Genomic DNA, 13,047 nt, shown 5'->3' with positions numbered 1-13,047 from the left:
CACAGGGATGTCCCTTCGAAGCAGTGGTAATCAGTCTTCGAGCAGGTTGGTCAGGTGCTCCATGACCTCAACGTACTCGCCCAGCATCTCCGCGAAGATCTGGCGAACAGTCGTCTCCTGGTTCATGTCGCCAACGATCTGGCCCACGGCATACGTCCAGTAGTCGAAGCGACGCACCCGTTCAGCGCGGCGCAGCGGTACACCACCCAGAATCGATTGCAGTGGGAAGGTCAGAGGTTTGAGGGTCTCTGCCTTGTCCCAGGCTTCTGTGTAGTTGCTGCGCAGGATCCGGCAGTTCTTACCGGTCAACGCCTTGCTCACTACCGCGTCTTCGGACTTCGATTCGAACATCCGCTCCTTCATGTTCGGGGTCAGATCGCTTTCGCGAGTGCCCAGCCAGATCGAGCCACACCAGGCGCCTGCAGCACCCAGTGCCATTGCTGCGGCGAACTGACGACCACGACCGATGCCGCCAGCTGCCAGTACTGGGATTGGAGCCATCGCATCGACCAGTTGAGGCCACAGCACCATCGAACCCACGCGACCTACGTGGCCACCGGCTTCGGCACCCTGGGCAATCAGTACGTCGACGCCTGCGTCTTTCTGCTTGATCGCGTGGTCAATGTTGCCCACCAGGGCACCGACCTTCAGACCATGTTCGTGAACAATGTCCACCACGTGCTTCGGGGCCGCGCCCATGGCGCTGACAATGAACTTCACGCCTGGATGACGCAGAGCAATCTGCAGCGAGCGCTCGGAATCGCTCGGAGTCATCTTCATTTTGTCGGCGTGCTCCTGAGCAAACGCCTTCGCGTCGTCGTCAGGCAGCTCGGGGATGCCTGCTTCCTTCATCATGTTGTCGACGAATTGGCGATGACCTTCCGGGAGGATTTTGGCTGGATCGCGATCATCGGTCAGTGGGGCGAAGGTGCCAGGGAACACGATGTCTACGCCGTAGGGTTTGCCATCGATGCGCTCGTCGATCCACTTCAACGAGACCTCCAGCTCTTCTGGAGTCATCCATGCAGCACCCAGGATCCCCATGCCACCGGCCTTGGAGGCTTCGAGCACGACATCGCGGCAATGAGAGAAAGCGAAGAGCGGGATGTCGATCCCAAACATTTCAGTGACTGCAGTACGCATAAGGAAACGACCTCTGGTATTGCCGCCTGACGCGGCGCTTCTTTATTCAAAAAGGGCAGGCCGAAGGGGTCGGCTGGCTCCTTGGAAAATATCTTAGACCCGTGAGTCTTTTTTGTATACTGCAAAGTCAAAAGGTTGTACATTCGATCTCAAGCCACCTTCGCCAGCCCTCCAGAAAAGGGCCCATGAGTAAGCAAAAGCCCGCTATCTAGGGGCTTTGCCATGCGGGGAATAGACGAGGGCAGTCAGGAGGCGAGGACTACTTCACCGTATGAAATGCTGGCACCGTAGGAGCATCGCATGCATATCGTTGTAACTCTCAAGCAAGTCTTTGACCCAAACACTCCGCCTGTTTTGCTGCAGGTTGCTCCGGACGAAAAATCCATTGAGATGCGTTCAGGTATGAGTCCTGTTCTCAACGGATACGACGCCAATGCTGTCGAAGAAGCCCTGAAAATCAAAGACGCTGTCGGCGGCACCGTGACTGTAATGACAGTCGGAGATGACCAGGCCATCGCCCAGTTGCGTCGGGCGATCGCGATGGGCGCGGACGGTGGTGTTCATATCAAGGGCGCCGTTGGTCTTGAATGCGACAGTTTTGTCATCGCAGACCAGTTGGCAAAGGCGATCCAGAAGCTGGGTAATGTTGATCTGGTACTTTCAGGTAAGGCTTCGTCCGATACCGACGCAGGTCAAACGCACCTCATCCTTGCTGAAAAGCTGGGCTTTGCCTCCGTTTCTCCTGTCAAAGCGATCACCCAGGTCGAGGCTCAGGTCATGACTGTCGAGCGGATGGGTGAAGACGTCACCCAGCGCCTGAGGGCGCGCCTGCCTCTTCTGGTGGGGATTTCCAACGAAGCGAACAAGCCTCGAACCGCTGGCCTCAAGGGCGTCATGATGGCCAAAAAGGTCGCCATTCCTACCTGGACTGAAGCTGACCTTGGCGGTAGCTCGAACGCACCAGCGAGCGAACTGAAACGGCTGTTTATCAAGCCTGCCGTCAAAGTGGACACCGTAATGATTTCCGAGGGCTCCGACGAAGCGAATGGTCGTGCCTTGGCAGACCGTCTGGTTCAAGAGGGGGTAATGTAATGTCGAGCATTGTCGTTTTTGGCGAACTTCAGAATGGCGTGTTGGCCCAGGTTTCGGCTGAAGCTATCACTGCTGCCCTGTCTGTACGTGACGCTGGTTCGCAGGTCATTGCCGCCCTGATCGGAAGCGGAATCCCTGACAGCGCCTTCTCGGTCGCGGGCGTCGACCGCCTGCTTGTTGTCGACGATGGTCAGGTCGCTGACTACACCTGCGAGGCCTTCGTCAGTGCCGCAGCAGAGATTGCCAAGCAGGCCGGCGCCGAGCTGATCATCGTGCCTCACACTTCTAATGCCTTGGAGTGGGCGCCTCGTTTGGCAGCACGCTTGAACGCTGCCCTGGCGACCAACTGCAACGCGCTGGAAAAAACCGAAGGCGGTGTGCTGGCGACCAAGCCTGTATGCGGCGGTGCTGTTCAGGCGCAATATGCACTGACCAGTGAATTGAAGGTTGTGACGGTTTCCGCAGGTGCTTTTGCCCCGGCAGCCAGCGGCGCTGCAGCACCGGCTGAGAAGGTATCGCTGGGAGTGATCGACAATCCCGTCTCGTTGATTGAAACAATCGTCGAAGAAGCGGGCGATGGCCCGTCGCTACGTACCGCAAAAGTGGTGGTCTCGGGCGGCATTGGTATCGGCAGCGCTGGCGACTGGAGCATCATTGAAGAATCCGCCAAAGGTCTCAATGCTGCTGTTGGTGCGACTCGTGCTGCAGTAGAAATGGGCTGGGCACCTACGACGAAGCAAGTCGGCTTCAGCGGTCTGAAAGTGGCTGCAGATCTTTACATTGCTGCAGGTATCTCGGGCGCCATCCACCACCTGGCCGGCATCAGCCGCGTCAAGAACGTTGTGGCTATCAACAGCGATGCTGAGGCCAACATTTTCAGCGTTGCCAAGTACGGTGTAGTGGGGGACGCCAAAGCCGTCCTGCCGGCTTTCGTCGCGCGTGTACAAGAGCTGCGTAGCAAGTAGGTGTTGCCATGACTATTACAAGAGAACAAGTTGTCGTCATCGGTGCAGGTGTTGCGGGCTGTACCGCAGCACTTGAGGCTGCTCGTCGGGGACTGACCGTGACCCTGATTGATGAGCACCCGCAGAATACCGCTGCGATGAGCCTGGATGCGCCGTATTTCTACGGCGCTCGACTCGCGCCGGTGTTGTCGGATGAAGGCACCATCGCTGACCGAGTCTTGGGTTCCAACGACCTCCTCATGGAGTGCCTTGAGGCGGGTGTTGAAGTACTGACCAACACCTGCGTCTGGGGCCTCTTTGTCTCGGGGGCAAACAACGAACATCTGGAATGTAATCAGGTCGGTCTGGCCGATGCTGAAAAATCCTGGATGCTTGGTTTCGACTATCTGATCGTTGCGGCAGGTGCTCGTGATCTGGTGTTGTCCTTCGAGGGATGGCACCTCCCCGGAGTGCTCGCGGCGAAAGGCGCAACGACACTGATGGGCAAGTACCAGGCACTGGGTGGCAACCAGGTACTGATGTTGGGCTCGGGCAACGTGGCCCTTCAGCTGGCCAGCCAAGCCATCGAGCTGGGTATCAAGGTCGTCGGCATCGTAGAAGCCGCTGATGAGTTACAGGGTGATTCCGACCTTGCTTCCTCGCTCCAAGATCAGGGTGTCCCTGTTTTCACGGGGTATTGCATCAAGAACACCACGGGCGTCAACGAAGTCAGTGGGGCCGTATTGGTGCCAGTTACTGATCAGTCGTTGCCGACTATCGACATTATCTGTGACACCGTCTGCATGGCCTACGGCGTGGTACCCAACGTCGAGTTGGTTGCTTCTGCAGGCGCTGCGCTTGACTACGATGCCGCTCAAGGTGGCTGGGCTCCTCGGCTCACCTCGGAATTCGAAAGCACTATCTCGAACGTGTTCGTGGCCGGTGATGGTAGCGGTGTGACTGAAGCCTCGCTCATCAACCCGGACGTGTCGATCTATCAAGGTCAGCGTATCGCAGCTGCGATTGCTGCGAGGGAAGGGCAGGCTGTGGAGGACGAGATCGAGGCACCCCAGGTGCAGTCGGATTCTCGTTCTGTTTATCCGCCACAGTACTGGCTGGATGCTCTGGTCAAGGCTGGCGGCATGGGTGTCATGGCTTGCCAGTGTGAAGATGTTTCACGCCAAGAGCTCATCGAGGTTCGCGCGCCCAAGTACCTCGCCTCCACGCACAGCAGTCCCTGCGATGCGGCCAAAACCTTCGTTGCCGAAGGGCAAGCGAGTCAGGACATGCTCAAGCGCATGACCCGCGTCGGCATGGGGCACTGCCAAGGTCGCCGTTGCCGTGAGCATTCGGCAATGCTGCTTGCAGGCATTGCGGGAGTTGAATTGAGCAAGGTCGCCCCAGGCAGCTATCGAGTGCCTGTACGTCCTCTGCCGTTGAACATCATCCGTGCTCACGATGAACCCAAAGAGATGCGTGATAACTGGCCGACGTGGTTGCACCCGGTCGAAGACACCATTGGTGGCGTTCACTGAGTAGCCTGCAGGTAAGAGGTTTGTATGCAAAATGCAGATGTTGTGATTATCGGCGCAGGGATTACGGGTTTGTCTTCCGCTTACTGGCTTGCGAAAGCCGGGGCGAAAGTAATTGTGCTCGATAAAGGTCGTACGGCAGCGGAGGCCTCCTCGCGTGCCACTGGCTTTCTGAGCCTTCGTGGCGAACAGCCGATGGAGTCAGCCCTGGCAGCTGAAGCTGAAAAGCTCTGGGATACCCTGGACGAGGAATTGGGATATCCCACTGAGTGGAAGCAGGAAGGCCGGCTGTGGGTCGCCACCAATGCTCAGGAATGGGCAGACATGCAACTGACCTATGAGCATTTCTGCACCACGGCGATCCCATTCGAATTGATCGATGGTGAGCAGTGCAGAAAGATTGCCCCCTCACTGATGCCTGGCATCGTAGGCGGCATCCACACTCACCGGTCAGGGCACGGTAACCCTCAGCGCACCTCCCAGGCATTCGCATGGGCATTCCAGGATCGAGGTGGCGTCATCCTCGAAAACAGCCCTGTGGTGGATATTCTGGTCGAGGGTGGCCGAGTCAAAGGTGTCCGCACACCTGATTCGACTATCTACGCGCCGGTCGTGGTGAACTGCGCCGGCCCGCAATTGGCAAAAATAGGTGCGATGGTGGGCGTGGATATTCCCATCGCCACGGTGCGCCTGGAGTCCATGGTCACGGCGCCGCTGCCTCCGCTCTTCGATGTTGCGATGGTGGGGAACGGTCTGTCGCTGCGTCAAACCCGTCGAGGCAACATCCATTTCAATGGTGGGCCTCACGAATGGATTGACGTCAGTCTGACCGAAGAGTCCGCCAAGCCGAACACGCCGATCGTGCGAAACATTGCAGGTCGCCTCGCGGAATTGATGCCTTCGATCGCTCACATCCCACTGCTCCGCAGTTGGGCAGGTATCGTCGATGTCACTCCAGATCAGGTCTGTATCGTTGACCGGCTCAGCGACCCTGAGGGGCTGATCATCGCCTGCACATCTGGACACGGTTTTGGAATGGCAGTGAGTGTGGGTGTTGCTGTGAAAGATCTAGCACTGGAGGGGCAGACTTCGATGCCAATAAGCGCCCTGAAGCTTGATCGCTTCAAAGACCTCCCAGCTGATTGGAAGGCGCAGCGTAAATGGCAACCAGGTGGCTATAACACCTGAAGCTTTTAAGTTTATGTAACTAATCTCTGCAGTCAGTTTGTTGGTAAGTACTCATCGGTGCCCATGTTTTCACCAAGTGATTATATGGGTGCCTTGGGGTGCGGCTTGCCTGAAACTGGACTTTTGAAAGTTAGATAGGAGCCGCAGGCATGAAGATTGTTGTTCCCGTAAAGCGCGTCGTGGATTACAACGTCAAGATCCGAGTCAAAGCCGATAACTCGGCTGTTGATCTCGATAACATCAAAATGTCGATGAACCCCTTCGACGAGATCTCCGTGGAAGAGGCTGTTCGTCTCAAAGAGTCCGGCCTCGACGCTGAGATCATCGTTGTGTCCATCGGGACAGCAAAGTGCGAAGAAACCCTGCGCACTGCACTGGCCATGGGCGCTGACCGCGCGATCCTGGTTCAGACCGAGGAGAATGTCGAACCTCTCGCGGTGGCCAAGATCCTCAAGGGCGTTTGCGATGCCGAGCAGCCTGGTCTGATCTTCGTCGGCAAGCAAGCCATTGACGACGACAGCAACCAGACCGGCCAGATGCTCGCTGCGTTGCTTGACGCCTCTCAAGCCACTTTCGCGTCCAAGGTTTCGATTGAAGGCGAGAGCGCGCTGATTACCCGCGAAGTGGACGGTGGCACCCAGACTGTTCGCGTCACGCTGCCGGCGGTCATCACCACCGATCTGCGACTGAACGAGCCGCGCTATGCATCTTTGCCGAATATCATGAAGGCCAAGAAAAAGCCGCTCGATAAGAAGACACCGGGTGATTACGGCGTCGACACCGCGCCACGTTTGAAGGTCTTGAAGGTTGAAGAGCCGCCAGTTCGCAAGGCAGGCGTTCGCGTTTCTTCGGTTGCAGAGCTGGTCGAGAAGCTCAAAGCCGTCTCGGTCATCGGTTGAGGTAGGGGAAGATTATGACTGTTTTGATTCTGGCTGATCACACCGCTGGCGTCCTGGCGGATGACGTTGCCAAGGCTGTAGGTGCTGCAACCAAATTCCAGAAAGACGTTCACGTTCTCGTTGCGGGCCATGCTGTTGAGTCCGTTGCAGCCCAGGCTGCCAAGCTGGAAGGCGTGAGCAAGGTTTTGCTGGCCGACGATCCGTCTCTGGAGCATGCACTCGCCGAGTCAGTGGCCAGTGTTGTCGTCGGCCTGGCGCCTCAGTACGACGTGATCCTGGCGGCAGCCTCCACTGCCGGCAAATCCGTTCTCCCGCGCATTGCTGCGAAGCTCGACGTCATGCAGATCTCGGAAGTGATCGAGGTGATTTCGGCTGACACCTTTGCTCGTCCGATTTATGCCGGCAACGCCATCCAGGTCGTACAGTCCTCCGATGCCAAGAAGGTTCTGACCATCCGCTCCACTGCGTTCGACGCAGTAGGCGCATCGGGTAACGCAACCATCGAAGCTGTTGCCGTCTCGGCCATCAAGAACCCCACGACCTTCGTGAGTAACGCACTTGCTACAAGTGAGCGTCCAGGCCTCGCTTCGGCTCGAATCGTTGTAGCGGGTGGTCGTGCCCTGGGCTCTGCAGAGAAGTTCAGCTCTACCTTGAGCCCGCTCGCTGACAAACTGGGCGCCGCCATTGGTGCATCTCGCGCGGCAGTGGATTCTGGGTACGCCCCGAACGACTGGCAGATCGGCCAGACCGGCAAGATCGTTGCCCCTGAGCTCTATTTTGCCTTTGGTATTTCCGGTGCTATCCAGCACCTTGCAGGTATGACCGGTTCGAAAGTCATCGTCGCGATCAACAAGGACGAAGAGGCCCCGATCTTCCAGGTGGCTGATTTCGGTCTGGTTGGTGATATTTTCGAACTCATTCCCGAACTTACTAACGCGCTGTAATTTCTATTCTGGAGAGCGTAATGGGCGTAAAAATCAATTTCATCAACCCGTTCGGTACCGATGCCTACAACGGCTTGATCATGGAGACCATGAGCCCGTATCTGACCGGTGGGGCAGAGCTGGTTGTAACCAACACCAAGAATTGCCCTGAGAACATCGATTACTACTACAGCAAGCATCTGATCGAGGAGGCCATCTTCGAAAGCTGCATCGAGGCAGAAAAAGCCGGCTTCGACGCAGTGATTGTAGGCTGCTGCTACGATCCAGGTGTGCGCGTTGCACGCGAGCTGGTCGATATCCCCGTGATCGGCCCGCTTGAAGCAACCATGCAGATGGCACCCTATTATGGACACGAGTATGTGCTCGTCACCGACCACCATAAGGCGGTTCCGTACCTGCGCGACATGGTTCGGCTCTATGGGGAGGAGGCTCACTGCCGGAAGGTCGACTGCATTGACTGGTGGGTGACCGACATGATCCAAGACACCGCTGGCGTCGCGCGCGATGCTGTGGCCGCTGCAGACAAGATTCGCCGTGAAGCTGAGGCTGACGTCTGCATTCTGGGCTGCACGATCATTTCGGCCTCCCACGAGAAGGCGATTATGGAAGGCACCCCGCGTGATGTGGCCATCCTGAATCCAAACACCATGGCGCTGAAAATGGCTCAGTCGTTGGCTGAGTTGAAGCAGCAAGGTGCTTACGCCATTAGCCGTCGTGCCTACTACCAGAACCTCAAGGATCGTAACGCTGACGAGTTCGCAGGCGTACGCAGGCAGTTTGCCAATCGCGGTAAGTAAGGTTCGACGTCAAAGAAAGCCCAGCAGTGATGCTGGGCTTTTTCGTTCGCCATCTGATATGCCGCCTGGGATCGCATCGACCCCTGAGGGCATGGTCGTGGGAAATTCCATCTAGGACAAAATCAACAAATGTTGTATATTTCAACAAATCGTTGAATGAGCCCTCCCCATGGTCACGGATTTGGCATTAGCCCAAGAGCGTCAACTGACGTTCTCAATCCTTAAAACGGCTATCGCAGCGCTCTCAAGCGTGATCGGCAGGAACACAGAACTGCTTCTACACAATCTGGAAACTCCTGAGCATTCAGTGGTAGCCATAGCAAATGGCCATATCTCAGGCCGACAGCTTGGAAGCCCTATCCTGGGTGGCCCAGAACAGGACAAAGGGTTTGCGCTGGTCATGGATGCCGCGTCTTCAAATACGACGGGCCCCGTAATCACTGACACCTACGACACCGTTATCGGTGGCCGAGAACTACGAAGCGTGACTGCTGTGTTCCGAGATTCCTCCGGAACGCCGTTCGCCAGTTTTTGTATAAACGCCGACCTGACAGACCTAAATCTTGCCCAGCGATTTCTGGAGAATCTGCAACCAGCACCAACCGGCGGAGACGATACCCGTTCAGATCCTGCGGATATGGAGCTGCTCATGGCTCAGATAATCCAGACTTCGTCGAACAGCCTAGGCCTGGGCAAGATGAACAAGCGCGCCAAAGTAGAAGCGGTTCGAGCGATGCAGGAGCGAGGACTGTTCATCGTGAAAGGCGGCGTTGAGAAAGCCGCAGCGGCGCTTGGAGTCACTCGTTTCACCATCTACAACTACCTCGAAGAAATTCGCAATATGCAAAAGAGCCCACAAAATGAATGAGCTGATCAAGCATCACCCGAGTCATCTTCCTTTCCCTTTTTCTCGGGCGGTCGAGGTGGGGGGAATCCTCTATCTGTCCGGTCAGGTCTCGATGGCCCCTGATGCGACGCCAATTTACGGCGACGTGAAATCTCAAACAAAAATCATCATGGAAAACATCGCCTCCACGCTTGAATCACTCGATTCCACGCTGGAGGACGTTTTCAAGGTCACCGTTTGGCTATCGGACATGAAGCATTTCTCGGACTTCAACGAGGTTTACCGGCCATATTTCGGTGAGAGATTTCCGGTGCGCTCAGTGGTAGGTGCGAAGCTTGCATTTGAACTCGATGTAGAGATCGAGGTACAGGCAATAGCCCCCAGCCAGCGCTGATCAATTCCTCATACTTACCCAAGAAGCGTAATTCGGATACCAGACCTATGCCTCTACATATCCACACCCCTCTAATTGAATCGCGGCCAATGAGTGCAGAAGCCAACTGTACTATTCGACTGAAGATGGACGCTCTGCAACCTTGCGGCTCATTCAAGCTTCGCGGTGTAGGCCATGCCTGCGAGATTCACCATGGCAATGGCGCACAAAAATTCGTCTCATCATCAGGTGGAAATGCAGGGCTAGCCGTGGCATATGCAGGGCGCGCACTTGGGGTACCCGTGACAGTTGTCGTTCCGGAGACCACTACCCAAAGGGCCAAGGATTTACTGGCGCTGGAGGGCGCTGAAGTCATTGTTCATGGAAGCTCCTGGCAAGAAGCTAACCAGCTCGCACAATCGCTAACGACAGCAACCGATGCTTTCATCCATCCTTTCGATGATCCTCTTTTGTGGTCTGGCCATGCCACGCTGATCGACGAGGTTGCTCAGGCGGGTAACAAGCCTGATGCAGTGGTGCTTTCCGTTGGAGGTGGAGGCTTGCTCTGCGGCGTTATCGAGGGTCTGCACCGTAATGGCTGGACTGATGTCCCTGTGATTGCCGTGGAGACCCAAGGAGCAGCTTCGTTTCGGGCCGCCACTGTCGCACGCCAGGCAGTGGAGCTTGATCGCATCAGCTCAATCGCGACATCTTTAGGCGCAAAGCGGGTGTGCGAGCAAGCGGTTCGATATCTTGACTCGCACCCAATCGAAAGCTTCGTTGTAAGCGATATTGATGCTCTAGAGGCCTGCGAGCGCTTCTTGCTGGATCATCGTGTGTTAGTCGAACCAGCGTGCGGTGCGGCGCTATCGCTGGCTTATCAAGGAGAAGTACTGAGTAGGTATAGAAATGTTCTTATGGTCGTGTGCGGTGGAGCGACTGTTACGTTGGCTCAGATCCGCACCTGGATCGCAGACCAATGACGCAAGCTGTCTTGAGCCGCGTGTTTGACATGACTATCCGGCCCCAACACAGGGGGTCGGACACCTTTTTCCTTGTCGCCGCAGCTGGGATGAGCTTTCCCTTCGGCTGGTTTTTCACGCTGAAAATTTCCGCCGTGCTTGGCGTGCCGTTCGCCCTCATATCAGCTTGCGTACTGTACCTAATGTGGCGCCCTCCAAAGTAAACTCCAGCGGCGAACTCCAATGGCTTTAATGCTGTGACACAGTGCGATGGCAGCCCTGGAAATGCATTCGAGACAATGGAAATGAGGCGAATCACAGCCGACTGATTTTCGACAGCAATGATGCTGCATGCATCTATGTTTACGACGCGGTTCCAGAGAGCAGCCTGAAATCATCTCGTTTTTTTTGAAAGACGCCTCATCAGGAAGGCGGCAAAGTGGAACGCGAGGCAAACGTCCAGATAAGGGGAGTGAGAAAACGGGGCCGAGAAGGCCGGGCGAGGGGGCCCGGCCAGTATCCGATCTTTACTCAATTGCCCGTGGTGGCCCAACTTTGCTGTCCTCTGCGCTCAGCCCATAAGCCTGCAGGGCACCATCGATCGCTTTCGACTCGCGCAGCTTTGCGATGTTTTCGTTGATGGCTTTGGTGACTTCGTCATTACCCTTGGCCAAGGCGAACGCGATCTGGGCTGCCTCAATCGAGGCGCGTACGCGCTGATCAGGCTCAGCACGAACAACCTTGAAACCTTTTAATCCGCCCTGTTGCTGGGCGTACAGGCCTCCCGAGAGGCTGTCCAGGCCAGCCTCGATGCGGCCAGCTTCCAAGTCTTGAGCCAGCGCCACCGGGCTTGGATACAGTTTGATCTTGGAGCCGAACAGCTTCTGCAGGTCGCTCACCCAGTTGTAGCCCTGGACAGTCCCGACGACTTTCCCAGACTCAACCAGTGCGGCCAGTGATGGCGTACCCTCCTTGGTGTAAATAGCCAGGCTGTCCAAGTACACAGGGTTTGTCATTTCCATCGACTTAAGGCGCGTGGCAGTGCGGAACCAGTTACCTACGGCTACATCGGCCTGGCCGGAAACCACATACTGCATAACTGCGCGCGTATCGACCACGATCGGCGTGATGGTCAGGCATTCCATTTCCGCGATCTTGGTGATCAAGTCGCCGTCCACGCCTTTTAGGCCTCCATTCTCTGGAATGAGGAAAGGAGGAATCATCATCGTCGCCACGGTGAGTTTTCCGGGGGTGACGGTTTTGAACTCATGAACCGGGGTACAAGCATTGGCTGCTTGGGCTGTGACGCTGATAATCACAGCAATAGCGAGAGTGAGCTGACGGAGCATGTAGTTTTTCTCCTAGGATGCGAAATGCCGTTGGCAATGAGTGCTTCTGGCGCTCAAGCGACAGGTAATGGTGTGTTCGAAGTCAGCTGGGATATCCCCCATCGGTTGATCGTCGCTGCGACGTCTTTGTCGTGCATGCCTGTCGAGCAGGCATGCTCAAGTGTCTGGCGAAGGGCTGTGCTGAGCGGGGAGTCTTTCACTGGAGAGAGGGTGTTCCGCTGATAGCTAGAAACAGCGTCTTGGAATACCTTCAGCGTTGCCTGATTCGTGCTGTAGTCCTTGTTGCTGATCTTCTGCATCGTCTGCAGGAGGCTGCTATGAAGTAGCACCATGGTCGGGTCTACGGAGTCCAGCACCACATCGTCGGAGATCTCATACGCCCGGCACAGCGCAACCCCCTCAATAAAACTCAGGATGGCTGTCATGTAGAAGGTGCCTGGAAAGGCAGCTTCGAGGGCATTTGCCGCCCCGAACCGTTCACTCACGTACCTGGATGCGCCACCCAGGACTTTGAGCACCGGGTGCCAGCGTTCCCACGCGGAACGTGATCCCGAGTAGCACAAGCAGGTTCCAAGCTCGCCGATTCCTTTTGGCAGTGCCCAGATTGAACCGTCGAGGTAGTCAGCCTTCAAACCTCGAATCCATCGACCGAACTCGTCCGCTTGCTCGCAGGTACCGCTTGAGAGGTTCACCACGACCTTGCCACGCAGCAGGGATTGGTGGGTGTAGAGCACCGAACTGCATATGTCGTAGTTGCTGAGGACGACTAAGACACATGAGGATGAATGGATGGCCGCCTCCAGAGAGCGTTCGGGCGTGACCCCAAACTCTGCAAGCTGGTCGGCAGCATCCGGGTTGCGGTTCCAGGCCACCACGTTGACCCCAGAAGCACTCAATGCCTTGGCGATGGCTGATCCCATCAAGCCACATCCTACTACGACAACCTGAGAGCGCTTCTTTAGCATGGTGGCGCTCCT

Annotated in this window: 13 protein-coding genes; 10 read left to right on the top strand and 3 right to left on the bottom strand. The window is 56.4% G+C overall.

Features of this window, described 5'->3' with window-relative positions:
• Positions 1–30: 30 nt before the first annotated feature.
• Entirely contained in the window at positions 31–1,143 is a 1,113-nt protein-coding gene (locus ACIPZF_RS03855) for an NAD(P)H-dependent flavin oxidoreductase (RefSeq protein ID WP_400795392.1), read from the bottom strand.
• A gap of 300 nt (positions 1,144–1,443) precedes the next feature.
• Here ACIPZF_RS03855 and ACIPZF_RS03850 point away from each other — a divergent pair, with 300 nt between their 5' ends.
• The 10 genes from ACIPZF_RS03850 to ACIPZF_RS03805 all read left to right on the top strand — a co-directional run bounded on the left by ACIPZF_RS03850 (position 1,444) and on the right by ACIPZF_RS03805 (position 10,742).
• Positions 1,444–2,235 carry an electron transfer flavoprotein subunit beta/FixA family protein gene (locus ACIPZF_RS03850; protein ID WP_400795389.1) on the top strand — a complete coding sequence of 264 codons (792 nt, stop codon included), beginning with the start codon at positions 1,444–1,446 and terminating at the stop codon, positions 2,233–2,235.
• On the top strand, positions 2,235–3,200 hold the full coding sequence (locus tag ACIPZF_RS03845) for an electron transfer flavoprotein subunit alpha/FixB family protein (RefSeq protein ID WP_400795386.1): 966 nt from the start codon (positions 2,235–2,237) through the stop codon (positions 3,198–3,200). The genes ACIPZF_RS03850 and ACIPZF_RS03845 overlap by 1 nt, the downstream gene beginning before the upstream one ends.
• A gap of 8 nt (positions 3,201–3,208) precedes the next feature.
• The gene (locus tag ACIPZF_RS03840) at positions 3,209–4,714 is read left to right on the top strand and encodes an FAD-dependent oxidoreductase (RefSeq protein WP_400795383.1); all 1,506 of its coding nucleotides are present in this window, start codon (positions 3,209–3,211) and stop codon (positions 4,712–4,714) included.
• A gap of 24 nt (positions 4,715–4,738) precedes the next feature.
• A complete protein-coding gene (locus ACIPZF_RS03835; RefSeq protein WP_400795380.1) occupies positions 4,739–5,899 on the top strand; it encodes an NAD(P)/FAD-dependent oxidoreductase in 1,161 nt (386 codons plus the stop codon).
• A gap of 149 nt (positions 5,900–6,048) precedes the next feature.
• A complete protein-coding gene (locus tag ACIPZF_RS03830) occupies positions 6,049–6,798 on the top strand; it encodes an electron transfer flavoprotein subunit beta/FixA family protein (RefSeq protein ID WP_400795377.1) in 750 nt (249 codons plus the stop codon).
• Between the two features lie 14 nt (positions 6,799–6,812).
• Positions 6,813–7,742, top strand: coding sequence for an electron transfer flavoprotein subunit alpha/FixB family protein (locus tag ACIPZF_RS03825; RefSeq protein ID WP_400795374.1), 930 nt, complete (start codon positions 6,813–6,815; stop codon positions 7,740–7,742).
• A 20-nt stretch (positions 7,743–7,762) separates the two neighbouring features.
• Entirely contained in the window at positions 7,763–8,539 is a 777-nt protein-coding gene (locus ACIPZF_RS03820) for an aspartate/glutamate racemase family protein (protein ID WP_400795372.1), read from the top strand.
• Between the two features lie 169 nt (positions 8,540–8,708).
• The gene (locus ACIPZF_RS03815) at positions 8,709–9,407 is read left to right on the top strand and encodes a transcriptional regulator (protein ID WP_400795369.1); all 699 of its coding nucleotides are present in this window, start codon (positions 8,709–8,711) and stop codon (positions 9,405–9,407) included.
• Positions 9,400–9,780, top strand: coding sequence for a RidA family protein (locus ACIPZF_RS03810; protein WP_400795366.1), 381 nt, complete (start codon positions 9,400–9,402; stop codon positions 9,778–9,780). The genes ACIPZF_RS03815 and ACIPZF_RS03810 overlap by 8 nt, the downstream gene beginning before the upstream one ends.
• Before the next feature lie 47 nt (positions 9,781–9,827).
• Positions 9,828–10,742 (top strand): pyridoxal-phosphate dependent enzyme, encoded by a 915-nt coding sequence (locus ACIPZF_RS03805; protein ID WP_400795363.1) that lies wholly within the window; start codon positions 9,828–9,830, stop codon positions 10,740–10,742.
• 506 nt (positions 10,743–11,248) lie between these two features.
• Here ACIPZF_RS03805 and ACIPZF_RS03800 read toward each other — a convergent pair.
• Both ACIPZF_RS03800 and ACIPZF_RS03795 read right to left on the bottom strand, forming a co-directional pair.
• On the bottom strand, positions 11,249–12,070 hold the full coding sequence (locus ACIPZF_RS03800; protein WP_400795361.1) for a substrate-binding periplasmic protein: 822 nt from the start codon (positions 12,068–12,070) through the stop codon (positions 11,249–11,251).
• 53 nt (positions 12,071–12,123) lie between these two features.
• Positions 12,124–13,035 (bottom strand): NAD(P)-dependent oxidoreductase, encoded by a 912-nt coding sequence (locus tag ACIPZF_RS03795; RefSeq protein ID WP_400795358.1) that lies wholly within the window; start codon positions 13,033–13,035, stop codon positions 12,124–12,126.
• Positions 13,036–13,047: the final 12 nt, after the last annotated feature.

This window comes from Pseudomonas sp. NPDC089752 (assembly GCF_044748725.1).
Taxonomy (GTDB): Bacteria; Pseudomonadota; Gammaproteobacteria; order Pseudomonadales; family Pseudomonadaceae; genus Aquipseudomonas.
This window is presented reverse-complemented; position numbering and strand designations above follow the sequence as displayed.